The organism is Pseudomonas sp. Irchel s3a12 (assembly GCF_900187485.1).
Lineage (GTDB): Bacteria > Pseudomonadota > Gammaproteobacteria > Pseudomonadales > Pseudomonadaceae > Aquipseudomonas > Aquipseudomonas neuropathica.
In genome coordinates this window covers 161,002-185,062 of the sequence record NZ_FYDN01000009.1, presented here as the reverse complement: position 1 = coordinate 185,062, position 24,061 = coordinate 161,002, and the positions used below count along the sequence as shown (strand labels likewise).

Here is a 24,061-nt window from a genome sequence, read left to right as displayed (position 1 = left end):
AGTCATCAATAGCGGGTCGAATTTACGGTTGTCCCGGCGTTCGCCAGCAATGAACATGGGCACCATTAGATGGCGGAGCCTGACGCAATCATTCGTTGCGTACAACTGTTCACCGCCACACGGCCCGATTTGACCGAGATACCCTGACCGATGATTGCCCAGCTGTCCCCCGCCAAAGCCCTGGCCAACGATTACCAGCAGTTCCTCACAGCCCTGAAAGCCAGCGGCTTTCGCGGTGAAATCAGTGCCGATTACGCCAGCCGTGTGGTGCTGGCGACCGACAACTCGATCTATCAGCGCCTGCCGCAAGCGGCGGTGTTTCCGCTGGACGCTGATGACGTGGCACGGGTGGCGCGGCTGATCGCCGAACCGGCCTATCAACAAGTGGTGATCACCCCTCGCGGTGGCGGCACCGGCACCAACGGCCAATCGCTGACGGACGGCATCGTCGTCGACCTGTCGCGCCACATGAACCGCATTCTGGAAATCAACGTCGAGCAGCGCTGGGTGCGCGTGCAGGCCGGAGTGGTCAAGGATCAGCTCAACGCCGCGCTGAAATCCGCCGGGCTGTTTTTTGCCCCGGAACTGTCGACCTCCAACCGCGCCACCGTCGGCGGCATGATCAATACCGACGCCAGTGGTCAGGGCAGTTGCACCTATGGCAAGACCCGCGACCATGTGCTCGAACTCGACATGATCTTGCGCGGCGGTGAGCGTCTGCACGGTCTGCCTCTTGAGGAAAGCGAACTCGAAGCCCAGTGCGCCCGCGAAGATCGCGTCGGTGAAGTCTACCGCTGCGCGCGGCAGATCATTGATGAGCAGGGCGAGCTGATCAAAGAGCGTTTCCCCGATCTCAACCGTTGCCTGACCGGTTATGACCTGGCGCACCTGCGTGAGGCGGACAACCGTTTCAACCTCAACAGCGTGCTGTGCGGTGCTGAAGGCTCGTTGGGTTTTGTCGTTGAGGCGCGGTTGAATGTGTTGCCGATCCCCAAACACACGATGTTGGTGAACATCCGCTACGCCGGGTTCATGGACGCACTGCGCGACGCCCGCGCCTTGATGGCGCTCAAACCATTGTCGATCGAAACCGTTGACTCGAAAGTCTTGCTGCTGGCGATGCAGGACATTGTCTGGCACGGCGTCGCCGAGTATTTCCCGGAAAGCGCCGAGCGGCCGACCTTGGGCATCAATCTGGTGGAGTTCTGCGGCGACGATCCGGAGGATTTGCAGCACCGGGTCGAAGCATTCGTCGAGCACTTGAGCAGCGACCGTACGGTTGAGCGTTTGGGCCATACGCTGGCGGTCGGTCATGCGGCGGTAAACAAGGTCTACGGCATGCGCAAACGTGCGGTAGGCCTGCTCGGCAACGTCGCCGGAGAAGCGCGGCCGCAGCCTTTTGTTGAAGACACAGCGGTGCCGCCGCAGCATTTGGCCGAGTACATCGCCGAATTACGCGACCTGCTCGACAGCCACGGCTTGCAGTACGGCATGTTCGGTCACGTCGATGCAGGCGTGCTGCACGTGCGGCCGATCCTCGACATGAAAGATCCGCAGCAAGCGGCGCTGGTGCGTCCGGTGTCCGATGGTGTCGCCGCGCTGACCCAGCGTTACGGTGGCCTTCTGTGGGGCGAGCACGGCAAAGGCTTGCGTTCGGAATACGCGCCGGCCTTTTTCGGTGAACTCTACCCGGCGCTGCAAGCCTTGAAGGCCGCGTTCGACCCGTTCAACCAGTTCAACCCAGGCAAGATCGCCACCCCGGCCAACACTGGCGCTGCGCTGCTGAAAATCGACGAAGTGACTTTGCGCGGTGAACTCGATCGACAGATCGACGAAAAAGTCTGGCAAAGCTACGGCGCGGCCATGCATTGCAACGGCAACGGCGCCTGCTACAACTTCGACCCCGATGACGCGATGTGCCCGTCGTGGAAAGCCACTCGCGAACGGTCGCAATCGCCCAAGGGTCGCGCCTCGTTGATCCGCGAGTGGCTGCGTTTGCAGGGCGAGGCGGGCGTTGATGTGTTGTCCGACGCCATTCGCAAACCAGCGTTTTTCAGCTCATTGTGGCAGCGCTGGCGTAACAGCCGTGCACAGTCCGAAGACTTCTCCCATGAAGTCTACGACGCCATGGCCGGTTGCCTGGCGTGCAAATCCTGTGCGGGACAGTGCCCGGTCAAGGTCAATGTGCCGGAGTTTCGTTCGCGTTTTCTTGAGCTGTATCACAGCCGTTATCTGCGCCCGGCGCGGGATTACCTGATCGCCTCGCTGGAATACAGCATCCCGTACATGGCGCGGATTCCGGCGTTGTACAACGGGTTGATGGGCGCTGCATGGGTTCGCGGGCTGCTGGAACGCGTCGGCGGCATGATCGACGTGCCGCTGCTCAGTCGCTTCGATTTCCACGCGGCGATGCGCCGCTGGCAGGTGCAAGCGGCGACGGCGTCGACCTTGGCGGCGCTGACTCCAGCGCAACGCGAACGCAGTGTGGTCATCGTGCAGGATGCCTTCACGCGCTACTTCGAAGCGCCGTTGCTGGCGGATCTGGTCGAACTGATTTCACGTCTGGGTTATCAGGTGTATCTGGCGCCGTTCAGCGCCAACGGCAAGCCGCTGCACGTGCAGGGCTTCCTCTCGGCGTTCAACCGCGCGGCGCTGCGCAATGCCCGGCAGTTGCGCGAATTGGCGGACATCGGTGTGCCGTTGCTGGGCCTCGATCCGGCGATGACGCTGGTGTACCGCCAGGAATACCTGAAAGTCCCGGGCATGCAGCAATGCCCGGAGGTGGCACTGGTGCAGGAATGGTTGCTCAAGGTCATGCCGGAGCAGGCGCCGCAGGATAAAAACGCCTCGTTCCGACTGCTCGCCCATTGCACCGAGAAAACCAACGCCCCGGCCGCGACTCGGCAGTGGGAGCAAGTGTTCGAGCGCGCAGGGTTGAAACTGGCCACGCAAGCCACCGGTTGCTGCGGCATGTCCGGCACGTATGGCCACGAGGCGCGCAATCGTGAAACTTCAGCGGTGATCTACGAGCAGTCGTGGGCCCGTCAGGTGGCGGCGCCGGCAGAGCAGGGCGAAGCGTTGGCCACGGGGTATTCCTGCCGCAGTCAGGTCAAGCGCCAGTCGGATCAGGCACTGCGCCATCCGTTGCAGGTGTTGCTGACGGCTCTGCGTCGCTGAGTGGTTCATCGTCTGGAGCGTTGTCCCAGATCAGCCGAGGGTCGAAGCTCATTGCCGAGAGCATGGTCAGCACCACGACCATGCCGAAGAACAGGATGCCCGGTCGCGGTTCGATATCGCCCAGTGTCTGGAACTTCACCAACGCTGCGACCAGTGCGACCACCAGCACATCGAGCATTGACCAGTAGCCGATGAGCTCGACGAAGCGGAACATTTTCGAGCGCTCCCGGCGTGCCCAGCCACTGTCGCGTTGCACAGTGATCAACAACAGCGACAGGGCGACGAACTTGACGCCCGGCACGGCGATACTGGCGATAAAGATGATCAGTGCGATGTCCCACGCGCCATGCTGCCAGAACTCCAGCACGCCGCTCATGATCGTGCTGTCGGCGCCGCTGCCAAGCATGGTGGTGTTCATCACCGGCAGCAGATTGGCCGGCACGTAAAACGCCAGCGCCGCGAGCATGTAGGCCCAGGTGCGCGCCAGTGAATTAGTCTTGCGCCGATGCAGCGGCGCGTCGCAACGGGGGCATTCATGTGGCTCGTCGGTCATGTCGCAGGCCAGGCCACAGCTGTGGCACAGGCACAGGTTGAGTTCGCTGGCAGTCGCGGGTCGGTTCATGGAATGTCCCATAGGTCGCGGATATCGCGGCCGGCAATCCTGATCATCATCAAACTCAGCACGGCCAATGCGAACAGGCCGATGCCGGGCAACACGTCGAGCAATCCCGCCAGTTTGAACACCGCGACCATCGCCCCCAGCAGGCACACTTCGAGCATGCTCCACGGCCGCAGGGTTTCCAGCCAGCGCATGCACACCTTGAAGCCCGGTGCGCGTCGCGATGACAGGGCGAAGCTAAGCACCCAGGTCAGCAGGACCAGTTGAAATGCCGGGGCAATAATGATCGAAATTGCCGCGACCATCGCTATGAAGGTGATCGGCCCCTGACTCAGCGCCAGCACCGAATCCCACAGCGTCGCACTGTTTTTCAGGCCTTTGAGGCTGATGCTCATCACCGGATAGAAATTGGCAAACAGCCACAGCATCGCCGCCGTGAAGGTCAGTGCCAGGCGCTGTTCGACGGTCAAACCGTTGAAACGCTGGAGTACGCCGCCGCAACGCACGCACGAGGTTTTCTGGTGTTTGCCCAGCACGGCTTTTTCGTAAACGCAGTCGCAGTGCTCGCAGATGATCAGGTGTTCGGTGTTGACCATGGACAACGCTCGACAACAGGCCGCAAGGGCAGGGGACTTGATCACTATAGAAGCCTGAGGCCATTGGGCAACCTGGACGGTGTGATCGGCTGCGGTTTTCTGAGAATTGCTATCGATTGGGCTTTGGATTTTGCTTTTTAGTGTTATAAGGTAACGCAAAATTTTCAGGGCAGTCCTTGTCGGCGCCCGCTGTTAACCCTTCGATTGCGAAACGCTCATGACAATTGCGCTCCCCCGTTCTGCCTCGCCCACTGGCCGGCTGCTGTCCATTGACGCCCTCAGAGGCTTGGTCATTCTGTTCATGCTGCTGGACCACGTGCGCGAAACTTTTTTGCTGCACCGCCAGGTCGCCGACCCGATGGACATTGCCAGCACTGAACCGGCGTTGTTTTTCAGTCGCACGCTGGCGCATCTGTGTGCGCCGGTGTTCGTGCTGCTGACGGGATTGTCGGCGTGGTTGTTCGGCGAAAAGTACGCAGGCAAGGCCGATGTCAGTGCGTTTCTGTTCAAGCGCGGTCTGTTTCTGGTGGTGCTGGAGTTCACGCTGGTGAACTTCGCGTGGACCTTCCAACTGCCACCGAGCGTGATTTATCTGCAAGTGATCTGGGCGATCGGTTTGAGCATGATCGCCTTGTCATTGCTGGTGTGGCTGCCGCGCTGGTTGTTGCTGGCGTTGAGCCTGATGATCATCGCCGGACACAACCTGCTCGACGCGGTGCATTTCCCGGTGGAGTCGGCGCTGCATGTGCCGTGGGCGATTTTGCATGATCGCGGCTGGATCGAAGTCAGCGAAAATCTGCGCCTGCGCACCTCCTATCCGTTACTGCCGTGGATCGGTGTGATCGGTCTGGGTTATGCGCTCGGGCCGTGGTTTGCTCGTGGCGTTGAAGCAGGTTTGCGTCAGTGCCACCTGCTGATCGCGGGTAGCGCCGGGCTGCTGGGTTTTGTCGGCTTGCGGCTGATCAACGGCTATGGCGAAAAACCATGGGTCGTGGGTGACACGTCGGTGCAAACCCTGATGAGTTTTTTCAACATCACCAAGTACCCGCCGTCGTTGTTGTTTATCGCGCTGACCGTGAGCGTCGGGCTGTTGCTGCTACTGGCATTCGAACGCTTGCAGGATCGCCGCTGGATTCGCTGGCTGACTGTGTTCGGTTCGGCGCCGATGTTTTTCTATCTGCTGCATCTGTACGCGTTGAAGGTGTTGTACCTGATCGGTGTGGCCCTGTTCGGGCTGAATCAGGGCAGCTATTTCGGCTTTTCGTCGGTGGCGGCGATCTGGCTGGCGGCAGCGCTTCTGTCGATTGCGCTGTACCCGGCCGTGCGCTGGTTCTCGGAATTGAAGGCGCGTCGCCGCGACATCGCCTGGTTGAAATACCTGTAAATGCCTAACGCCGGTGGCGCACGAAATCGATAAACGCCTTTAGCGGCGCCGGTACGTGGCGCCGGCTCGGGTAGTACAGGTGCAGGCCCGGATAGAACGGGCACCAGTCTCCCAGCACTTGCAGCAGACGCCCGCTGGCCAGGTGTTCGCTGACCATGTCTTCGAACACATAGGCCAGGCCCAGCCCTTGCAGCGCGGGCCCGACCATCAGGCTGACATCGCCGAGGGTTAACGGGCCGTTGACTTCGATTTCCTGGGCGATGCCGCCACGTTCGAGTTCCCAGCGATACAGCGAGCCGCTGGGAAAACGGTGGCGGATACACGGCAGTCCATGCAGGTCTTCGGGTTTTTGCGGCGCTGTGTGGCGTGCAAAAAATGCCGGTGAACCGACGACCACTGAACGCATTGTCGGGCCGATCGGCAGCGACACCATGTCAGCCTCAAGGCGATCGCCGAAGCGCACGCCGGCATTGAACCCATTAGCGACGATATCCAGCAGCGCATCGCTCTCGACCACTTCCAGACGGATGTCTGGATAGGCCAGCAAAAACTCGCTGGCAATCGGCAGCAGCACCAGTTCACAGGCTTGCCGTCCGCAGGTGATGCGCAGGTTGCCCGAGGGTTTATCGCGGAAATGGTTGAGGTCTTCCAGCGCATCGTCGATATCACGAAAGGCCGGTTTCAACCGTGCGTACAGGCGTTCGCCAGCCTCGGTCAATGCCACGCTGCGAGTGGTGCGATTGAACAGGCGCACGCCAAGACGATTCTCTAGTGCCTTTACCGAATGGCTTAACGCGGACGGCGTCAGGCCTAGCTCGATTGCCGCTTTGCTGAAATTCAACTGCTGAGCGGTGCAGAGGAATACCGAAAGATCTGCCGCTGAAGGGGTTTTCATCTGTGAATGCCTTTCACAAAGTCATGCAAATTTGTTGGGATTATCACATCAGTAACACGGCCTTAAAGTCGCTTCAACTCATCAAGAAGACCCCGGCACCACCGCTAGGGTCGCAGACAGGAGGGGTTGATATGCGTACCTGGTTCATTACTGGCGCTTCCCGTGGTTTTGGTAGCCTCATTGCAGAACGCGCCCTGCATGCCGGCGATGCGGTGATCGCCACTGCACGTAACCCGCAAGACATCACTGACCGTCTCGGCGAGCAACCGAACCTGCTGGCGGTGCGTCTCGACGTCACCCGTGAAGACGAAGCTCACCAAGCGGTTGCTGAAGGAATCAAGCGGTTTGGCCGTATCGATGTGCTGATCAACAACGCCGGGTTTGGCGTACTCGGCGCGGTGGAAGAAACCAGTGCCAGCGAGACAGAGCGCCTGTTCGCCACCAACGTGTTCGGCCTGCTCAACGTCACCCGCGCGGTGTTGCCGCCTATGCGGGCGCAACGCAGTGGCCGGGTGATCAACATCTCGTCGATCGGCGGCTACCAGGCTTATATGGGCTGGGGTGTTTACGGCTCGACCAAATTTGCCGTCGAAGGCATCACCGAAGCGCTGCATCAGGAACTGGCGCCGCTGGGCATTCAAGCCACGGTGGTCGAGCCGGGCTTCTTCCGCACGGATTTCCTTGATGAACAGTCGCTGATCAAAACCCGGCTTGAGCTGGCGGACTATGACGAAACCGTTGGCAAGATGCGTGCGTTCGCCGAGGCGGCCAACCATGCGCAACCGGGTGATCCGCAGAAGTTTGCCGAGGCGATGCTGGCGCTGGTCAATGCGCCAAATCCGCCGCAACGCCTGGCGCTGGGCAGTGACACGGTGGCGCGGATCGAGGCGAAGAATCGGTTGGTGGCGCAAGAACTGGCCGAGTGGAATGAGCTGGCGCTGTCTACCGATTTCGCCAACTGAACGCCGGAGCTGTGAGAGCGAGGTTGCTCGCTCTCATCTTTTTGGTGCGCAAACTTCGGTGGATTTTTCTGCGGTTTTCGCGCCTTATTCGCTGCGTTATGCAGCACTGTGATTGCTCAAGGGATGGAATGATGAACGCTATGACTCCGCCGCACGGAACGCGCGACAAGTTGCTCATACTGGCGGCCGTGTGTCTCTCGGCGCTGGTGCTGCCGTTAAGTTTTACCGGAGGCGCGGTGGCGACGCCGGCCATTGGCCGCGATCTGGGCGGCAGTCCGGTGGCGCTGACCTGGATCACCAATGCGTTCATGTTGTCGTTCGGCAGTTTGCTGATGGCCGCCGGCGCATTGGCTGACGTGTACGGACGCAAACGCCTGTTTACCTTCGGCATGTTGCTGTTTACCGCCGCGTCGATCGCGCAGAGTCTGGCGCCTTCGGTGTTCTGGCTGGATGTGTTGCGCGCGGTTCAAGGAGTGGCGGGAGCGGCGGCGCTGGCCAGCGGCTCGGCGGCGCTGGCGCAAGAATTCGAAGGCCATGCCCGGACCCGGGCGTACAGCGTGCTCGGCACTACGTTCGGCATTGGTCTGGCTTTCGGTCCGCTGGTGGCCGGCGCGTTGATCGAGGCCTTCAACTGGCGGGCGATTTTTGTCTTTACCGCGTTGATTGGAATCATCGCGCTGGTTTTCGGTGTGCCGCGCATGCGTGAAACCCGCGACCCGCATGCCAAAGGGCTGGACTGGCCGGGCACGCTGCTGTTCAGCGCAATGCTGGCGCTGTTTACGTTTGGCCTGATCCAGGCGCCGGACAGTGGTTGGGACAGTCCACTTGTGCTCGGTTTGCTGTGCGCTTCGGCGGTGCTGCTGGCCGCTTTCGTGATCGTCGAGATGCGTGTCGAACGGCCGATGCTGGATCTGACCCTGTTCCGTTATCCGCGATTCATTGGCGTGCAGATGCTGCCGATCGGCACCTGTTTCTGCTACATCGTGCTGGTGGTGATGTTGCCGCTGCGCTTCATCGGCGTTGAGGGGCTGAGCGAGATAGACGCCGGTCTGCTGTTACTGGCGTTGTCGGCGCCGATGCTGGTGGTGCCGATGCTGGCCGCATCGCTGGCGCGCTTCGTTTCCGCCGGCATCTTGTCCGGTGCCGGATTCCTGATGGCCGCTGTGGGCTTGCATTGGCTGAGTCTGTACAACGTCGGTGAGCCGAAAATCGCCTTGGTGGTGCCGATGCTGCTGATCGGCATGGGCGCCGGTTTACCGTGGGGGCTGATGGATGGTTTGTCGGTCAGTGTCGTGCCGAAAGAGCGCGCCGGCATGGCGGCGGGCATCTTCAGTACCGTGCGCGTGGCGGGTGAGGGGATTGCTCTGGCGATTGTGGCGGCAGTGCTGGCGTCATTACTGCACGCTGATCTGTCGAGTGCCCTGCACGCAGTGACAGGCAGCGCTGAGGCGTCGCTGATCGCCGAGACCGCGCACCGGGTGACCACCGGCGATATGGCGCATGTGATCAACACCGTGCCAGGTCTGGCCAATGAACGTTTGGTGCAAGGTTATGCGGCGGCGTTTCAGTATCTGCTGCACATCCTGACGGTGATCACCCTCGCATCGGCGGCGGTGGTGCTGGGATTGTTGAGCAAAGATCGCAGCGTCGCCGAGCCACAACAGGCTGCCGCATAAAGCCAATGTGGGAGCGAGCCTGCTCGCGAAAGCGGAGTATCAGTTGGCATAAATGTCGACTGATGCACCGCTATCGCTGGCAAGCCAGCTCCCACAGGGTTCCAGGGTGTCTGCAGCATCAGTGGTTACACCGCAGTCATTGTGGGAGCTGGCTTGCCAGCGATGGGGCCGGTGCATTCAGCATCTTCATCGCTTGATGTACCGCTATCGCGAGCAGGCTCACTCCCACAGGGTTTTCCGGTGTCTGGATTATTTACGATCCAGCCACACGGTCTGCGCGTTGCAGAACTCGCGTACGCCGAAGTGCGACAGTTCACGTCCGAAACCGCTCTTCTTCACGCCGCCAAAGGTCACGCGCGGATCGCTCGCGGAGTAGCCGTTGATGAACACGCCGCCGGTGTCCAGTTCGCTGGTCAGTTGCTGGGCCAGTGCCACGTTGGCGGTGTAAATGGTCGCGGTCAGGCCGAACTCGCTGTCGTTGGCCAAGGCCACGGCATGCGCGCAATCGCGGGCGGTGATGATCGAGGCGACCGGGCCGAACAGTTCCTGTTTGAACGAAGTCATGCGGTCGGTGACATCGGCCAGCACGGTCGGCTCGTAGTAGTTGCCCGGGCCTTCAGACTTGCCGCCGCCGAGCAACAGCGTTGCGCCTTCTTCAAGGGTGTCGCGCACTTGCTGGTCGAGTTCATCACGCAGGTCGAAACGTGCCATCGGACCGATGTAGGTCTCGGCGGACAGCGGATCACCGACCTTCAACTTGCGCGTGGCTTCGACGAATTTACGCGTGAATTCTTCGACCACGCCTTCTTCGATGATCAGCCGTTTGGCTGCTGCGCAGACCTGACCGGAGTTCTGGTAGCGACCGATCACAGCGGCTTGCACGGCTTCATCCAGATCGGCGTCGTTGAGCACGATGAACGGGTCGGAACCGCCGAGTTCCAGCACGCATTTCTTCAGCGCGGCACCGGCCTGAGCGCCGATGGCCATGCCGGCACGCACGCTGCCGGTCAGGGTCACGGCGGCAATGCGCGAATCGGCAATCGCGGTGGAAACGCCTTCCGGGGTGACATTGATCACTTCAAACACACCATCAGCGAAACCGGCGCGAGTAAACGCGTCGCGCAACAGGTAGGCGCTGCCCATCACGTTCGGCGCATGTTTGAGCACGTACGTGTTGCCGGCGATCAGCGCCGGTACGGCGCCGCGCAGCACTTGCCAGATCGGGAAGTTCCACGGCATCACTGCGAGGATCGGGCCGAGCGGACGGTATTCGATGCGCGCCTTGCCGCCTTCAACTTGCGTTGGTTCGGCGTCGAGCATGGCCGGGCCGTGTTCGGCGTACCACTCGCAAAGCTTGGCGCATTTCTCGATTTCGCCACGGGCCTGAGCAATTGGTTTGCCCATTTCCTGAGTGATCATGGTGGCCATGGCTTCGCTGGTTTCGCGCAGCGCACCGGCGAGGGCGCTCAACAAACGCGAGCGATCCTGCAACGGCTTGCGCTTCCATTTGCCGAAGCCATAAGCGGCGCGGGTCAGTGCGGCGTCGAGCGCTTGCGCGGATTCAAACGCGTAGTGACCGATCTGCTCGCCGGTGGCGGGGTTGATCGAGATGGCGTGGGTCTGGCTGGAAATCTGGCTCATGGCATCGTCCTGCATGTTCGTCGGATGGGCCTAGAGTAGGGTGGTGTTTGTTTTCTGGAAACTGAATAATAAAGATCGTTTCTTTCACGATTGGAGAATGACTGTGGATCTGGTGCAGCTGGAAATCTTCAAAGCCGTTGCCGAGCACGGCAGCATCAGCGCCGCCGCCGCGCAGATTCATCGCGTGCCGTCGAACCTGACCACGCGGATCAAGCAGCTTGAGCAGGATCTGGGCGTTGATCTGTTTATCCGCGAGAAAAGCCGTTTGCGCCTGTCGCCGGCCGGGTGGAGTTTTCTTGAATACGCGCGACGGATTCTCGACCTGGTGCAAGAGGCCCGGGCGACGGTGGCGGGGGAGGAACCGCAGGGCGCGTTTCCGTTAGGCTCGCTGGAAAGCACGGCGGCGGTGCGTATTCCCGAATTGCTCGCGGCGTACAACCAATTGCACCCCAAGGTCGATCTCGACCTCTCGACCGGCCCCTCGGGCACGATGATCGACGGCGTGCTGTCCGGGCGTCTGGCTGCAGCGTTTGTCGACGGCCCGGTGCTGCATCCAACGCTGGAAGGCGTGCCGGCGTTCGAGGAAGAAATGGTCATCATCGCCCCGATCAGCCACGCGCCCGTCAAGCGCGCGGCGGATGTCAACGGCGAGAATATTTATGCCTTCCGTTCCAACTGTTCCTACCGTCACCACTTTGAAAAATGGTTCAGCACCGACGCCGCTGTACCGGGCAAGATCTTCGAAATGGAGTCCTATCACGGCATGCTCGCCTGCGTCAGCGCCGGTGCAGGTCTGGCGCTGATGCCGCGCAAAATGCTGCAGAGCATGCCCGGCAGCGCGACCGTCAGCGTCTGGCCATTGGCCGCGGACTTTCGTTATCTGACCACGTGGCTGGTGTGGCGACGGGGCACGGTATCGCGCAGTCTGAGCATGTTTGTGCGCTTGCTGGAAGAGCGCGGGGTGGTGCGCGCAGATGCATGATCGCGTCCGCCGCGCACTGGATCGCTGTTATTGCCCGTCGACGCTACGTGGCAGTTGCAGCGGATTGCCCTCGCGCAACGGCTGTGGCAACAACTCATCCGGAAAACCCTGATAAGTCACGGGACGCAAGAAGCGTTCGATCGAGGTCATGCCGACCGAGGTGAAACGGCTGTCCGACGTCGCCGGAAACGGCCCGCCGTGCACCGTGGCGTACGTCACTTCCTGTGGATGCGCGAAGGCGTTGGCCACGATGCGTCCGGTGCGGCGTTCGAGGATCGGCAGCAGGCGCCGCGCGAGTTCCAGGTCCACCTCTTCAAGGTGGATGGCAGCGCTGAGCTGTCCCCTGAACGAGCGGGCGACCGCCAGCAGTTCCTCGGCATCAGTGACCGCCACCAGCAGCGCCGACGGGCCGAACACTTCGTGGGCCAATCCCGGTTCACTGAGCAATTGGTGTCCCTCGACTTCCAGCAACGCAGCGCGTCCGGCGAATGTGGCATCGGCCGGCGTGCCTGCCGCGATCACCTGCGCGCCGGCACCTTCCATCACCATCAGACCCTCGACGTAGGCGCCATGAATGCCCGGCGTCAGCATCGTCCGCGCCGGTGCCGCGCTGACCCGTTTGCGCATGGCGCTGCGCAGCTCTTCAAACCCGGCACCACGGATGGCAATCAGGATCGACGGACACAAACAGGCCTGACCGACGTTGACCAGCATGCGCTCGATAAAGCCGTCGCCGATCTCGGTGCCGCGAGCCGCCATGGCCTCGGGCAGGATGAAGGTCGGGTTGACGCTGGTCATTTCGGTGAATACCGGGATCGGCTCGGGGCGCAATTGCGCGCGGCGATAGAGCGCCATGCCGCCCTGTTCAGATCCGGTAAACGTCACAGCCTTGATCAGCGGATGATCGACCAGCGCTTCGCCAATGGCATTGCCGCCACCACGCACCATCGAGAAAACACCTTCGGGCAAGCCATGCGCCTGCACGGCTTTACGAATGGCGCGGGCCTGGATTTCCGAGGCGCCGGGATGCGCGTTGTGTGCCTTGAGAATCACCGGTGCCCCGGCCGCGAGTGCCGACGCGGTATCGCCACCTGCCACCGAATAGGAAATCGGGAAGTTGCTCGCGCCGAAAATCGCCACCGGGCCGATGGCGATTTTTTGCAAGCGATGATCCATCCGTGGACGTGGCTGACGCTGGGGTTGTGCCGGGTCGATCGCCAGTTGTAGAAAGCGGCCCCGGCGCACCACATCGGCGAACTGGCGGAACTGGATCGCGGCTCTCAAAGCTTCGCCCTCAAGCTGTGCTTCGGGCAGTCCGGTTTCCAGTGCCGCGCGTGCCGCCAGTTCGCTACGAACCTCATCGAGGTTGTCAGCGATGCTCTCGAGAAACGCGGCACGCTCGGCCAGCGAGGTGTGGCTGTAGTGGTCGAACGCGGCATCGGCGAGTGTCGCAGCCTGATCAACCTGTGCCGCACCGCCGAAAGCGAAGTCCGGTTCTATCCGTTGATCGGTGGCCGGGTTCAGCGCTTTCATCGTGCCTTCGGTGGCGGCGACATCCGCCGCGCCGATCAGCAAATGGCCGGTCAGATTCATTGCGCGTCACCCTGGGATTGGAGGTTGGCAATTAGTTCGTCAGTGCTGGCAATCACGTGAGCGAATGTCGGGCCGTTGAGTTCGTGAGCGGCGTGCATCATTTCCGCTTTGAAGGCCGCTGTTGCATCGCGTACCAGGGTGACGTGGTAACCCAGTTCCGAGGCATAGCGCGCGGTGGCTTCGATGCAGGTATTGGCCAGCAGGCCGACGATGATTACGTGTGTGACGCCTTGCTGCTTCAGGCGAAAATCCAGGTCGGTGTTGGCGAATCCACTGGAACCCCAATGCTCCTGAACCACGATATCGCCATCCTTCGGGGCGAAATCCGGGTGCCATTCGCCGCCCCATTCGCCCCGGGCAAAATGATGCATGTGCATGATTTTGCATTGCGTCGGGGTCGGGTGGTCCCAGGTTTCGTAGTCGCCTTTTTCCCAGCGATGATGGGGTACGATGACCACCGGAATGTTCAGGTCGCGCACCGTGCGATCGAGTTTGCGCAGGTTGTCGAGCAGGCCGTTCTGCTCGGCCATGGGTTTGATCAAAGGGAAAATCTTGCCGCCCTCCGAGAGAAAATCGTTGTACGGATCGACCAACAGGTAGGCGGTTCTGTCCAGCGGATAGGGGGTATTCGACATGGCTGCTTGCTCCGGCAATGGGATTATCGGTGCACAGGGCTTGTCCCGGCATCGTGTAGATATGATAATCATAGTAACTGTAAAAGAGGCAAGCCCTGATGGCAGTAAACGATAGTCTTCCCGATACGCTGTGCCCGATTTCCCGGGCCGAGACGATCGTCGGCGACCGCTGGACCGTGCTGGTTTTGCGCGAGTTGTTCATGGCCAATCATCGCTATGACGAGATCCAGGCGCAGACCGGCGGTACGCCGCAGATGGTTGCCGCGCGTCTGAAATGCCTGGAAGCGGAGGGGCTGGTTGAGCGCCGGTTGTACAACGAAAGGCCGAAACGCTACGAGTACCACCTCACGGCGAAAGGTGAGGCGTTCTACCCGGTGATCATCGCGTTGCGGGCGTGGGGAGAGACGTGGTGCAAGGCACCGGAGGAGGGACTGGCGGTGAACATGACCCACAAAAACTGCAACCACGACGCCGGCCTCGGGCCGCTGTGCGAGCACTGCGGTGAACCGTTGCGTCGGCAAGATTTGATCAGCCAGCCACAAGCAGCCTACGCCGCCGAACGGCAGGCGCGGCGTGAGGCGTTCAAAGGCAAATAACCTCGATCACGGCGTGCCGTTGCGACCGTGCAGCACGTAGCCGGGGCGCAGGTTCAAGCGATCGTAATAGGCTTTCACTGCGGCAAAATTCGGGTGAGCCAGTGGCGTTTCGAACCAGCGATTCACCGACAGCCCGATGGGAATGTCCGCCAGGGAAAACTGTTCGCCGCTGACGTAGGCGCCGGTCTTCTCCAGTTGCCGGTCGAGGATTGCCATGTTCTTCGACCATTGCTCAATCCCGACCGCCAGTGCGGCGCTGTCCTGATGCTCAGGCGACTGTCGCACCAGAGACAGAAAAGCGTACGACCACGAGCGATTCAGCTCCGACGCTTGCCAGTCGATCCACTGATCAATCCGCGCCCGTGTTTGCGCGTCAGTCGGGTAGAGGTGCGAACCGTCGTAGCGCGACACCAGATAACGAATGATCGTGTTCGATTCCCACAACGTGAAGTCGCCGTCCTGAATCACCGGCACCATGGCACAGGGATTGAGCGCGAGAAACTGCGCATCGTGCGTCGATCTGAATCCCGAACCCCAGTCTTCACGCTCGAAAGGAATCTGCAGTTCAGCGCAAGTCCACAGGACTTTGCGCACGTTGATCGATGAGGCTTTACCCAGTATTCGCAGCATTGGATTTCCCTTACCCAATAATCGTCAGGCCTGAAGTAATACCACACCGCAATAGACAAGGCCCGCACTGGGCGGGCCTTGGTTGTTCATCAGGTCAAAATCACAGACTGCTCGCCAGTTTCCCGCCCATCATCCGCCGCCGATAGGACGTGTCGCGGTTAGCCAGCCAGAAGTACAACGGCGAGGTCACCAGCAGCCCCACCAGCCAGGACAGGTCCGCGCCGTTGATGTGCGCCGACACCGGGCCGACGTAAAGCGGCGTGTTCATGAACGGGATCTGCACGGCGATGCCGATCGCGTAAGCCAGCAACGCCTGCGGGTTGTAGCGGCCGTAGATGCCGCCGTCGACCTGGAAGATCGACTGGATGTCGTACTGACCTTTGTGGATTGCGTAGAAGTCGATCAGGTTGATCGCCGTCCACGGCACCAACACCACCAGCAACACCAGCACCATGTCGACGAAGTGGCCGATAAAGTCTTTCGAGGCGCCGACAGCGGCAAAGCAGCAGGCCAGCAACACGATGATCGAGATCACCGCACGGCTTTTGGCGGTAGGAATCCAGCGGTAGGCGAAGGTTTGCACCAGGGTGATCAGCGACAGCACCGCGCCGTAGAGGTTGAGGGCGTTGTGGCTGATCACGCTGAGCAGGAACAGCACCAGCATCAGCGGGCCGATGGAGCCAGTGGCGAGTTTGACCGCGTCCATCGTGTCCATCCCCACCGGCGTCGCCAGCACGGCGACAGCACCGAAGATGAACGCCAGACTCGAGCCCAGCGCTGAACCCAGATACGTCGTCCAGAAGGTCGACGAGACTTTCACGTCCGCCGGCAAATAACGCGAATAATCGGACACGTAAGGCGCGAACGCGATCTGCCACAGCGCCGCCAGCGACACAGTGGCGAGCCAACCGGAGAGGTTGAAGCTGCCACGGGTGAGGAAGTCGTCAGTTTGAATGTGGGTGAAGATGTAGCCAAAGCCGACAACGATGCCGATCCCTAGCACCCAAGTGCCGATGCGGTTGAGCACGTGGATAAAACGGTAGCCGATGATGCCGATGATCCCCGAACCGACTGCGCCAATGACGATGCCGACCGGCACCGGAACGCTGTCGACTACGCCGTGTAACGACTTGCCGGCCAGCACGATGTTGGAGGCGAAAAAGCCGATGTACATGACGCCGGCAATCAACACCACCAGCAATGCGCCGAGGGAGCCGAACTGCGCGCGGCTCTGGATCATTTGCGGAATGCCCATCTGCGGGCCTTGCGCCGAGTGCAGCGCCATCAACACGCCGCCGACCAGATGGCCGACGAGAATTGCGACGATGCCCCAGAGCAGATTCAAGTGAAACAACTGCACGCCCAGTGCACCGGTGACGATGGGCAACGGCGCGATATTGCCGCCGAACCACAGCGTGAACAGATCCCTGACCTTTCCGTGGCGATCTTCGGGGGGCACGTATCCTATCGTGTGTTTTTCAATCAGCGGAGCGGAAGTTGCTGCAGGGATAGCCATGACGAACTCCAAGGCAAGGATGAGTACGTGGACGTACTTCGGCAAGCGCCGGCACGGGCGGCGCATTTCTTGTTGAAGTGATCATGTGCAAAGCGTCGGGATTGATAAATTAGTAAGTTTGTTGCTACAGACCTTAAAAAAAATATGCTTCGGCTGGCGCCCGCGTCCGGTATGTTCAAGCTTGATCGTGCGCCAGGGAAACAGGGCGAACACTCGCGCTCTTCGGGAGACTCACATGGCTGCCTATAACCTGCGCCAGCTCAAATACTTCGTCACCACGGCCGACTGCGGCAGCGTCGCCGAGGCCTCGCGCAAGCTCTACATCGCGCAGCCGTCGGTCTCCACCGCGATCAAGCATCTGGAAGAAAGCTTCGGCGTGCAGTTATTCATCCGTCACCACGCCCAAGGCGTCTCGCTGACGCCCAGTGGCTCGCGCTTTTATCGCAAGGCGCTGGAGCTGCTGCGGGTGGCTCACGAGTTTGAACAAAACGCGCTGGCCGATAATGACGTGGTCGCAGGGCAGATCGATATCGGCTGTTTCGAAACCGTCGCACCGCTGTACTTGCCGCGCTTGATCGCCGGCTTCAAGGCGCGCTGGCCAGGGGTGGAAATCCGCATTCGTGATGGCGAACAACAAGAGTTGGTACAGGCCCTGACCGCCGGCAGCATCGACGTGGCGATGATGTTTGAACACGACTTGGACAGCACCATCGAAACCACGCCGCTGATGCCACCGCAGCAGCCTTATGCGTTGCTGCCGGCCAGCCACCGCTTTGCGCAACAGGCAAAGGTCTCGCTGGATGATCTGGTGCTGGAACCGATGATCCTGCTCGACGTGGTGCCGAGCCGCACCTACTTCGTGAGCATCTTCGAGGAACGCGGGCTGACGCCGAACATCGTCTTCAGCTCACCGTCGATCGAGATGGTGCGCGGTATGGTCGGCAACGGTTTCGGCTTTTCGATTCTGGTGACCAAACCGTTCAGCGACTACACATACGACGGCCAGCAAGTGGTGTGCGTGCCGCTGGCGGAAAACGTCACCGGTTCGGGATTGTCGGCGGCCTGGCTGCGCCGGGTGCAACTGACCAAACCGGCGCAGTTGTTTGTCGATCATTGCCGCGAAGAACTGGCCCGAGTGCACCCGTGAGGGCGGTCGGGCCGGGGTTCAATCACTGATAAACGCAAGCATGCGCTGAAGCATCTGATCGCACGCCTGCAACTGATCGAGGCTGACAAACTCATCGGGCTTGTGACCCTGATCCATGCTGCCGGGGCCACACACCACGGTGGGAATGCCTACTGCATCAAACAACCCGCCTTCAGTGCCGAAGGCCACGGTGCCGAAATCCGTTGAACCGCAGAACGCAGAGATCAACTCAGCGGCCTGACTTTGCGCATCGGTGGCCAGCCCCGGATACGCCGATAAGGCGCTGAAGCGAATATCACTCTGCGCACTGACCGCGCGCATACGCGGCAGCACTTCGCGCTCGGCGTAGGCTTTCAGTGCTTCGGCGACGAGCGCTGGATCCTGCGAGGGCAGGGCGCGGATCTCGAAATCGAAACGGCAATCGGCGGGCACGATGTTCAAGGCCTTGCCGCCGCTGATCACACCGGTCTGCACCGTGCTGTAGGGCGGGTCGAAGCGCGCATCGTGATGCTCCGGCGCTTTTAGTTGCTGGCCGAGGCGACCCAGTTCGCCGATCAGTTCGGCTGCGTATTCAATCGCGTTGACCCCGAGCGGCGCATAGGCCGAATGGCAAGGATGGCCCTGCACATCGCAGCGCATTGCCAGTTTGCCCTTGTGGCCGAGCACCGGTTTCAATTCGGTCGGTTCGCCGATGATGCACAGCAACGGTTTGATCGGGCGTTGCTGCAAGACCTTGAGCAACGAACGCACGCCGAGGCAGCCGACTTCTTCGTCATAGGACAAGGCAATGTGCACCGGCAGGCGCAGCGGCGTTTTAACCAGCAACGGCACCAAGGCCAGCACGCAGGCGATATAACCCTTCATGTCTGCGGTACCGCGCCCAAACACCTTGCCGTCGCGTTCCGTCAGTTCGAACGGCGGCAGCGTCCACGGCTGACCATCGACCGGCACCACATCGGTGTGCCCGGACAGCACGATGCCCGGTTGATCCACCGGGCCGATCGTGGCGAACAGGTTGGCTTTGCTGCGCTCATCGTTGTAGATCAGCGCGCATGGCACGTCGAAACCTTCGAGGTAATCGCGAACGAATTCGATCAGTTGCAAGTTGGATTCACGGCTGGTGGTATCGAACCCCACCAGCGCCTTGAGCAACTCGACGCTGTTCATCGGTCATCACCGGCCACGCCATAACCCGGCGCCTTGGCCGGATCGAGGGCGCGGTCGATGTAGTCCTGAAGCTGCGGCTCGTAAGCGTTCCAGAGTTTTTGCAACTGACCGATCGGGTCTTCATCAGCCCAGTCGACGCGCAGGTTGACGATCGGCCAGGTCTGCTCGCCGACCACCACAACAGCGGCGGAGTGCACCGGGCCGGCTTCGCCACCGAGCGCTTGTGCGGCGTGCAGGGCTTTGAGCAGACGATCAGCGAGTTGACCTTCGCCGTCCTCGAAGGCGCTGACCATGGCTTCGATCACCGAACGCCCGGCAAGCATGTTGCCGGCGGCGACGCACTGTTCGCCGCTGACGGCGTTGTGCACACCGAGGGTTTGCGCACCGCTGAAATGTGCGGTCTGGCCGAGGTGGTTGATCGCGGTGATCTGGCGGTACTGGCTGTAGCCGTTGCGCGTGAGGACTTTATCCAGCGCATCGTCCGGCGCCAAACCTTGCTCCATCAGCGCGAGGACTTCCGGGCCGAGAGACGGCAGGGTGATGTTCTGGCTCGACACCGCGCCAACACCCGGCAGCAGCCACGGGCAACGGGCACCGACGGCGATGCTGGAGGAACTGATGGCGACACCGAACTGGCCGGTTTCGGCGCAGCGGGCTGTGATTGAAAAGGTCATCTGCTTATTCCTTTCTAGGAAGATGTTGTCCTTGAGGGCCTCATCGCTGGCAAGCCAGCTCCCACAGGTTTGGGGTCGATCAAAAAACCTTCAAACAACTCCAAACCCTGTGGGAGCTGGCTTGCCAGCGATAGCCGCGACTCGGTGTGATGCCTTACTCAGGAATCACCGCAATCACATCAATCTCCATCAGCCACTGCGGCTGCCCCAGCGCCGACACCACCAGTCCGGTCGAGATCGGGAACACGCCTTTGAGCCACTTGCCGACTTCGCCATACACCGCCTCGCGATAACGTGGGTCGATCAGGTATGTGGTGGTCTTGACGATATGACTCATGTCGCTGCCAGCCTCTTCGAGCAGTTGCTTGACGTTGCGCATGGCCTGTTCTGCCTGCGCACGCGGATCACCCAGGCCGACCAGATTGCCGTCGAAATCCGTGCCGACCTGACCGCGTACATACACGGTGTTGCCGGCGCGCACGGCCTGGCACAGGTCGTTGTCCAGCGTCTGGTTCGGGTAGGTGTCCTTGGTGTTGAACATGCGGATGCGAGTGTGGGTGGGCTGGCTCATGAACGGCTCCTGAAGAAGGTTTGCCCGGCGCAATCGGCGCCGGGGCGAAAAGGGCTATCAAGCGTCGACGGTGTCGGCGGCTTTGCTGTGGCTGTCCTGGTGCAACTCGGCCTCGCGCTGTTCGGCATCGCGGTAGTCGAGGTACTTGCGCTGGGTGGCGATGTGGTCGGCGACATGTTTGGCGTCGTGCCAAACGCCCCAGATAAATGACGAGCCACGGCGCGACTGCCACGGCAGACCGAGGAAATACACCCCCGGCTCACTCGACACGCCGCGCTGATGCACAGGCTTGCCCTTGTCATCGAACGCTGCGACCTGCAACCACGAGTAATCCACGGCAAACCCGGTGGCCCAGATGATCGCGGTGACGCCAGCCTTGGCCAGATCCAGATCGGCTAGCGGATTTTTCACGCACTCGGGGTCGGGATAGGTTTCGCGCGCTTCTGGTTCTTCCGGCAGATCGAGGCCGTTGCGCTCGATGTAGGCATCGGCGGCATCCAGCAACGCCAGATAATTCTCGTCGCCGCGAGTGAGGTTGCCGACCAGGTCCTGCTTGAAAGTCACCACGCCGTTATTGAACGATTCGGTGACGCCGACCAGGGTCATGCCGCGATGGGCCAGACCACGGAAATCGATGGTGCGACCGCCATGAGCGCCGCTGACTGCGATGGTCACGTGCTCACGACCGGGTTTCATCGCCGCTTGATCCCACTCGCCGAGCACGCCGAGCCACCAGCAGAAATCCCGGTTGCGATAAGCGCGAGGCGGGCGGTCATGGGCGCCGACCGACAGGTAAACCTGTTTGCCGGAACGTTGCAGCTCATCGGCGATCTGCACGCCGGAAGAACCGGCACCGACCACCAGCACTGAGCCTGCCGGCAGTTGCTGCGGGTTGCGGTAGTCAGCGGAATGGATCTGCAACAGACGTTCGTCTTGCGGGGCAATCGCCGGGATCACCGGTTTCTGAAACGGCCCGGTAGCGGCGACAACACGGTTGGCTTCGATCACACCTTCGGAGGTTTCAACCGTGAAGCCCGGACGACCGACATTGCGCACCACGCTTTTCACCTCAACGCCGGTACGGATCGGCGCATTGAATTTCTTCGCATAGGCTTCGAAATAGTCAGCCACACGTTCTTTCGGGGCGAAACCGTCGGGATCGACGTCATCGAATTCTAGCCCCGGGAAGCGGTCGTGCCACGCCGGGCCGTTGGCCACCAGCGAGTCCCAGCGCCCGGTGCGCCAGCGTTCGGCAATGCGATTGCGCTCTAGCACCAGGTGCGGCACGCCGAGTTTGCTCAGGTGTTCGCTCATGGCGACGCCTGCCTGGCCAGCACCCACGATCAGCGTGTCGGTTTTTATTATTGCAGTGGTCATCTCTACATCCTTCCTAGCAAGGCAGTGGGATTCGGGCCGCTGTTGGCTTGTCCGTTTGGCTTGAGGTCAGACTAGGGAGGAGGGGGATATCGGTAAAATATTATTAAGCTGGGATGTGAAGATAAAATTCTGATGCAGAAGGGCGAAAGCCTTTGAATACGCGGCTTTCAGTTGTTGGAGCGAGGGAGAGAGGGGCGAGCGTGGCCCCTATATTTCGCGCGAACCTTTGTGCGCTGGTTTGTCGCCGGTCAGGAGTTTTTTCGCTGTTTCGGGTTCATCCGGCAATTGGCCGCTGAGATCCCAGATTTCGAGCATTTTTGCGTATTCAAAAGCGTGGCGCGGGTCGAGCTGGATCCAGTGCTGGAAAGCCTGACGTTCAGCCAGCGGGCAATTGTTATCGTGCAGGCGCATGCACCAGTCAGCGGCTTGGTTAGCGATGTCTTCGTCTATTTCGTTGCAGTCGGAAGGGGGCATGGGCAGGTTCCTGTTTGGCCGGATAACGCACCCTACGAAGCGGACTGGGAAAAAAATGTCAAAACGGCGTAATGATCGTCTGGGTGCGTTTGCAGCGGACCTTCACGCAGTCCGTGCGGTTGCCATTATCGGCAAAACGCAAGCAAATGCCGACTCCCTTTTACTCGGTAATGCCCCGACGATAGATCGTCTCGGTCGAGACGCAGAGCCGCAAAAAGTCCGTCAAAGTGATCTGACGGACTTGTTCGTGGGGTTTTTCAGCGCTGGAGGAATGCCAGCAGATCCTCATTCAAGGCCTGTGCATGCGTCACCGCAAAACCGTGTGGCGCCCCGGCGTAAACCTTCAGTTCAGCGCCCTTGATCTGCGCCGCCGCCTGCTTGCCGGTGGTTTCGAACGGTACGATCTGGTCGCCGTCGCCATGGATCACCAGCGTCGGCACGTCGATCTTGGCCATGTCCGGGCGGAAGTCGGTTTCCGAGAACGCCGTGACGCAATCCACGGTGCCTTTGAGCGAGGCCATCAGGGCAATATTCAGCGTTTGCGTGAGCACGCCGTCAGAGACTTTCTGGCCTTGGTTGGTGCCGTAGAACGGCGCGGCGAAGTCGGCGATGAACTGCGCACGATCCTGCAGCAGGCCGCCCTTGATGCCGTCAAACACTGAAGTATCGACGCCTTGCGGGAAGTCGGCTTTCTTGCCGAACAGCGGTGTCACCGCGCCCAACAACACCAGACCGGCAACGCGCTCGCTGCCATGCCGGGCGATGTAGCGGCTGACGTCGCCGCCGCCCATGGAAAAGCCCACCAGCGTCACGTCACGCAGGTCCAAATGGTTGATCAGCTGCGCGATGTCATCGGCGAAGGTGTCGTAGTCATATCCGGTCCACGGCTGATCGGAACGGCCGAAACCGCGACGATCAAAGGCAATGGTGCGATAGCCACGGCTGCTCAGGTATTCCATCTGGTATTCCCACATGTCGGCATCCAGCGGCCAGCCGTGGCTGAACAGCACAGGTTTACCGCTGCCCCAATCCTTGTAGTAAATCTCGGTACCGTCTTGCGTGGTGAAGGTGCTCATGGAAACTCCTGCGTCAGGGATCGCGAGTGATGCCGAAATGGCGACATTCACTATCAACGCAAAGCGATCCGGCTACTTGTATGCAGGTGCTGGTTTTAGGTCGGCTCGGTCGTGGATCCGCGCCAGAGTTGTATGATGCAACTCAAGGCCGCCCGGCCGCCCACTGAATCGAAGGAGTACGTTTACGTGAAACGCAAAAGCCTGCAGGGCAATGCCTGCCCGGTCGCCCGGACGCTGGACCTGATCGGCGACTGGTGGTCGTTGTTGATCATTCGTGATGCGCTGGATGGCATCTGTCGCTTCAATGATTTTCAGAAGAGTCTGGATATCGCCAAGAACATGCTCAGCGCGCGCCTCAAGGGGCTGGTGGAGCAGGGGATTCTGCAGGCGATGCCCGCCGCCGACGGCGGCGCCTATAAGGAGTATGTGCTGACTGAGCGCGGCAAAGCCCTGCAGACCGTGATTGTCGCGCTGTCGCAGTGGGGCGGTGAGTTCATGTACGCGCCGGGTGAGCCGGGGTCGGTGATGGTTGATGCAAAGGATCGTCAGCCGATTCGCAAGCTGGAATTGATCTCGGCCGATGGTCGGTCGCTGGCTCCGGAGGACGTTGCGACGCGACTGGGTGTTGAGCACTGACCAACAAAGGTTTGACGCCAAAATGATGGCCAACTAA

22 protein-coding genes are annotated in these 24,061 nt (G+C 60.8%); 8 read left to right on the top strand and 14 right to left on the bottom strand.

Annotation, left to right across the window (positions count from 1 at the left end; all coding sequences use genetic code 11):
* The first annotated feature begins 150 nt into the window (after nt 1-150).
* On the top strand, nt 151-3,177 hold the full coding sequence (locus CKW14_RS16855) for an FAD-binding and (Fe-S)-binding domain-containing protein (protein WP_095125708.1): 3,027 nt from the start codon (nt 151-153) through the stop codon (nt 3,175-3,177).
* Here CKW14_RS16855 and CKW14_RS16850 read toward each other — a convergent pair.
* A complete protein-coding gene (locus CKW14_RS16850) occupies nt 3,110-3,799 on the bottom strand; it encodes a paraquat-inducible protein A (protein ID WP_095125707.1) in 690 nt (229 codons plus the stop codon). The genes CKW14_RS16855 and CKW14_RS16850 overlap by 68 nt on opposite strands.
* Nucleotides 3,796-4,392 carry a paraquat-inducible protein A gene (locus CKW14_RS16845; RefSeq protein WP_095050039.1) on the bottom strand — a complete coding sequence of 199 codons (597 nt, stop codon included), beginning with the start codon at nt 4,390-4,392 and terminating at the stop codon, nt 3,796-3,798. Before CKW14_RS16845 ends, CKW14_RS16850 begins: the two co-directional genes overlap by 4 nt.
* Nucleotides 4,393-4,609: 217 nt before the next feature.
* Here CKW14_RS16845 and CKW14_RS16840 point away from each other — a divergent pair, with 217 nt between their 5' ends.
* Nucleotides 4,610-5,776 carry a DUF1624 domain-containing protein gene (locus tag CKW14_RS16840; protein ID WP_095125706.1) on the top strand — a complete coding sequence of 389 codons (1,167 nt, stop codon included), beginning with the start codon at nt 4,610-4,612 and terminating at the stop codon, nt 5,774-5,776.
* 4 nt (nt 5,777-5,780) lie between these two features.
* Here the strand turns inward: CKW14_RS16840 and CKW14_RS16835 are convergent, their stop codons facing one another.
* On the bottom strand, nt 5,781-6,671 hold the full coding sequence (locus tag CKW14_RS16835; RefSeq protein ID WP_095125705.1) for a LysR family transcriptional regulator: 891 nt from the start codon (nt 6,669-6,671) through the stop codon (nt 5,781-5,783).
* A 131-nt stretch (nt 6,672-6,802) separates the two neighbouring features.
* On the opposite strand from CKW14_RS16835, the gene CKW14_RS16830 reads away from it, so the two are divergent.
* Both CKW14_RS16830 and CKW14_RS16825 read left to right on the top strand, forming a co-directional pair.
* Nucleotides 6,803-7,633, top strand: coding sequence for an oxidoreductase (locus CKW14_RS16830; RefSeq protein ID WP_095125704.1), 831 nt, complete (start codon nt 6,803-6,805; stop codon nt 7,631-7,633).
* Nucleotides 7,634-7,764: 131 nt separating this feature from the next.
* Nucleotides 7,765-9,309 (top strand): MFS transporter, encoded by a 1,545-nt coding sequence (locus CKW14_RS16825; protein ID WP_095125703.1) that lies wholly within the window; start codon nt 7,765-7,767, stop codon nt 9,307-9,309.
* 249 nt (nt 9,310-9,558) lie between these two features.
* On the opposite strand, the gene CKW14_RS16820 is transcribed toward CKW14_RS16825, so the two are convergent.
* Nucleotides 9,559-10,950 (bottom strand): aldehyde dehydrogenase family protein, encoded by a 1,392-nt coding sequence (locus CKW14_RS16820; RefSeq protein ID WP_095125702.1) that lies wholly within the window; start codon nt 10,948-10,950, stop codon nt 9,559-9,561.
* A 103-nt stretch (nt 10,951-11,053) separates the two neighbouring features.
* Between CKW14_RS16820 and CKW14_RS16815 the strand changes: the two genes are divergently transcribed.
* Nucleotides 11,054-11,932: a LysR family transcriptional regulator gene (locus CKW14_RS16815; protein WP_095050129.1), complete on the top strand. Its 879-nt coding sequence runs from the start codon at nt 11,054-11,056 to the stop codon at nt 11,930-11,932.
* Nucleotides 11,933-11,959: 27 nt separating this feature from the next.
* On the opposite strand, the gene CKW14_RS16810 is transcribed toward CKW14_RS16815, so the two are convergent.
* Both CKW14_RS16810 and CKW14_RS16805 read right to left on the bottom strand, forming a co-directional pair.
* Nucleotides 11,960-13,525, bottom strand: coding sequence for an aldehyde dehydrogenase (NADP(+)) (locus CKW14_RS16810; RefSeq protein WP_095125701.1), 1,566 nt, complete (start codon nt 13,523-13,525; stop codon nt 11,960-11,962).
* Nucleotides 13,522-14,160 carry an isochorismatase family cysteine hydrolase gene (locus tag CKW14_RS16805; RefSeq protein ID WP_095125700.1) on the bottom strand — a complete coding sequence of 213 codons (639 nt, stop codon included), beginning with the start codon at nt 14,158-14,160 and terminating at the stop codon, nt 13,522-13,524. Before CKW14_RS16805 ends, CKW14_RS16810 begins: the two co-directional genes overlap by 4 nt.
* A 98-nt stretch (nt 14,161-14,258) precedes the next feature.
* Here CKW14_RS16805 and CKW14_RS16800 point away from each other — a divergent pair, with 98 nt between their 5' ends.
* A complete protein-coding gene (locus CKW14_RS16800; protein WP_095125699.1) occupies nt 14,259-14,756 on the top strand; it encodes a helix-turn-helix domain-containing protein in 498 nt (165 codons plus the stop codon).
* 6 nt (nt 14,757-14,762) lie between these two features.
* Here the strand turns inward: CKW14_RS16800 and CKW14_RS16795 are convergent, their stop codons facing one another.
* Together CKW14_RS16795 and CKW14_RS16790 are read right to left on the bottom strand one after the other, a co-directional pair.
* On the bottom strand, nt 14,763-15,386 hold the full coding sequence (locus CKW14_RS16795; protein WP_095050048.1) for a glutathione S-transferase family protein: 624 nt from the start codon (nt 15,384-15,386) through the stop codon (nt 14,763-14,765).
* Between the two features lie 100 nt (nt 15,387-15,486).
* Nucleotides 15,487-16,902: a cytosine permease gene (locus tag CKW14_RS16790; protein ID WP_095050049.1), complete on the bottom strand. Its 1,416-nt coding sequence runs from the start codon at nt 16,900-16,902 to the stop codon at nt 15,487-15,489.
* Nucleotides 16,903-17,137: 235 nt separating this feature from the next.
* On the opposite strand from CKW14_RS16790, the gene CKW14_RS16785 reads away from it, so the two are divergent.
* Nucleotides 17,138-18,049 (top strand): LysR family transcriptional regulator, encoded by a 912-nt coding sequence (locus CKW14_RS16785; RefSeq protein WP_095125698.1) that lies wholly within the window; start codon nt 17,138-17,140, stop codon nt 18,047-18,049.
* Between the two features lie 18 nt (nt 18,050-18,067).
* Here CKW14_RS16785 and argE read toward each other — a convergent pair whose 3' ends face one another.
* From argE to CKW14_RS16755, 6 genes are all read right to left on the bottom strand, one after another.
* Entirely contained in the window at nt 18,068-19,216 is a 1,149-nt protein-coding gene (argE, locus tag CKW14_RS16780) for an acetylornithine deacetylase (protein WP_095125697.1), read from the bottom strand.
* Nucleotides 19,213-19,890, bottom strand: coding sequence for a DUF1028 domain-containing protein (locus CKW14_RS16775; protein WP_095050052.1), 678 nt, complete (start codon nt 19,888-19,890; stop codon nt 19,213-19,215). Before CKW14_RS16775 ends, argE begins: the two co-directional genes overlap by 4 nt.
* 154 nt (nt 19,891-20,044) lie before the next feature.
* Complete coding sequence (locus CKW14_RS16770) at nt 20,045-20,461, bottom strand: RidA family protein (protein WP_007910844.1); 417 nt, start codon at nt 20,459-20,461, stop codon at nt 20,045-20,047.
* Nucleotides 20,462-20,518: 57 nt separating this feature from the next.
* A complete protein-coding gene (locus CKW14_RS16765; RefSeq protein ID WP_095125696.1) occupies nt 20,519-21,838 on the bottom strand; it encodes an NAD(P)/FAD-dependent oxidoreductase in 1,320 nt (439 codons plus the stop codon).
* A gap of 207 nt (nt 21,839-22,045) precedes the next feature.
* Nucleotides 22,046-22,312, bottom strand: a complete 267-nt coding sequence (locus CKW14_RS16760; RefSeq protein WP_095050054.1) for a DUF4880 domain-containing protein — start codon at nt 22,310-22,312, stop codon at nt 22,046-22,048.
* A gap of 257 nt (nt 22,313-22,569) precedes the next feature.
* A complete protein-coding gene (locus tag CKW14_RS16755; protein WP_095125695.1) occupies nt 22,570-23,388 on the bottom strand; it encodes an alpha/beta fold hydrolase in 819 nt (272 codons plus the stop codon).
* A gap of 186 nt (nt 23,389-23,574) precedes the next feature.
* Between CKW14_RS16755 and CKW14_RS16750 the strand changes: the two genes are divergently transcribed.
* Nucleotides 23,575-24,024 (top strand): helix-turn-helix domain-containing protein, encoded by a 450-nt coding sequence (locus tag CKW14_RS16750; protein WP_095125772.1) that lies wholly within the window; start codon nt 23,575-23,577, stop codon nt 24,022-24,024.
* The last annotated feature ends 37 nt before the right edge of the window (nt 24,025-24,061 follow it).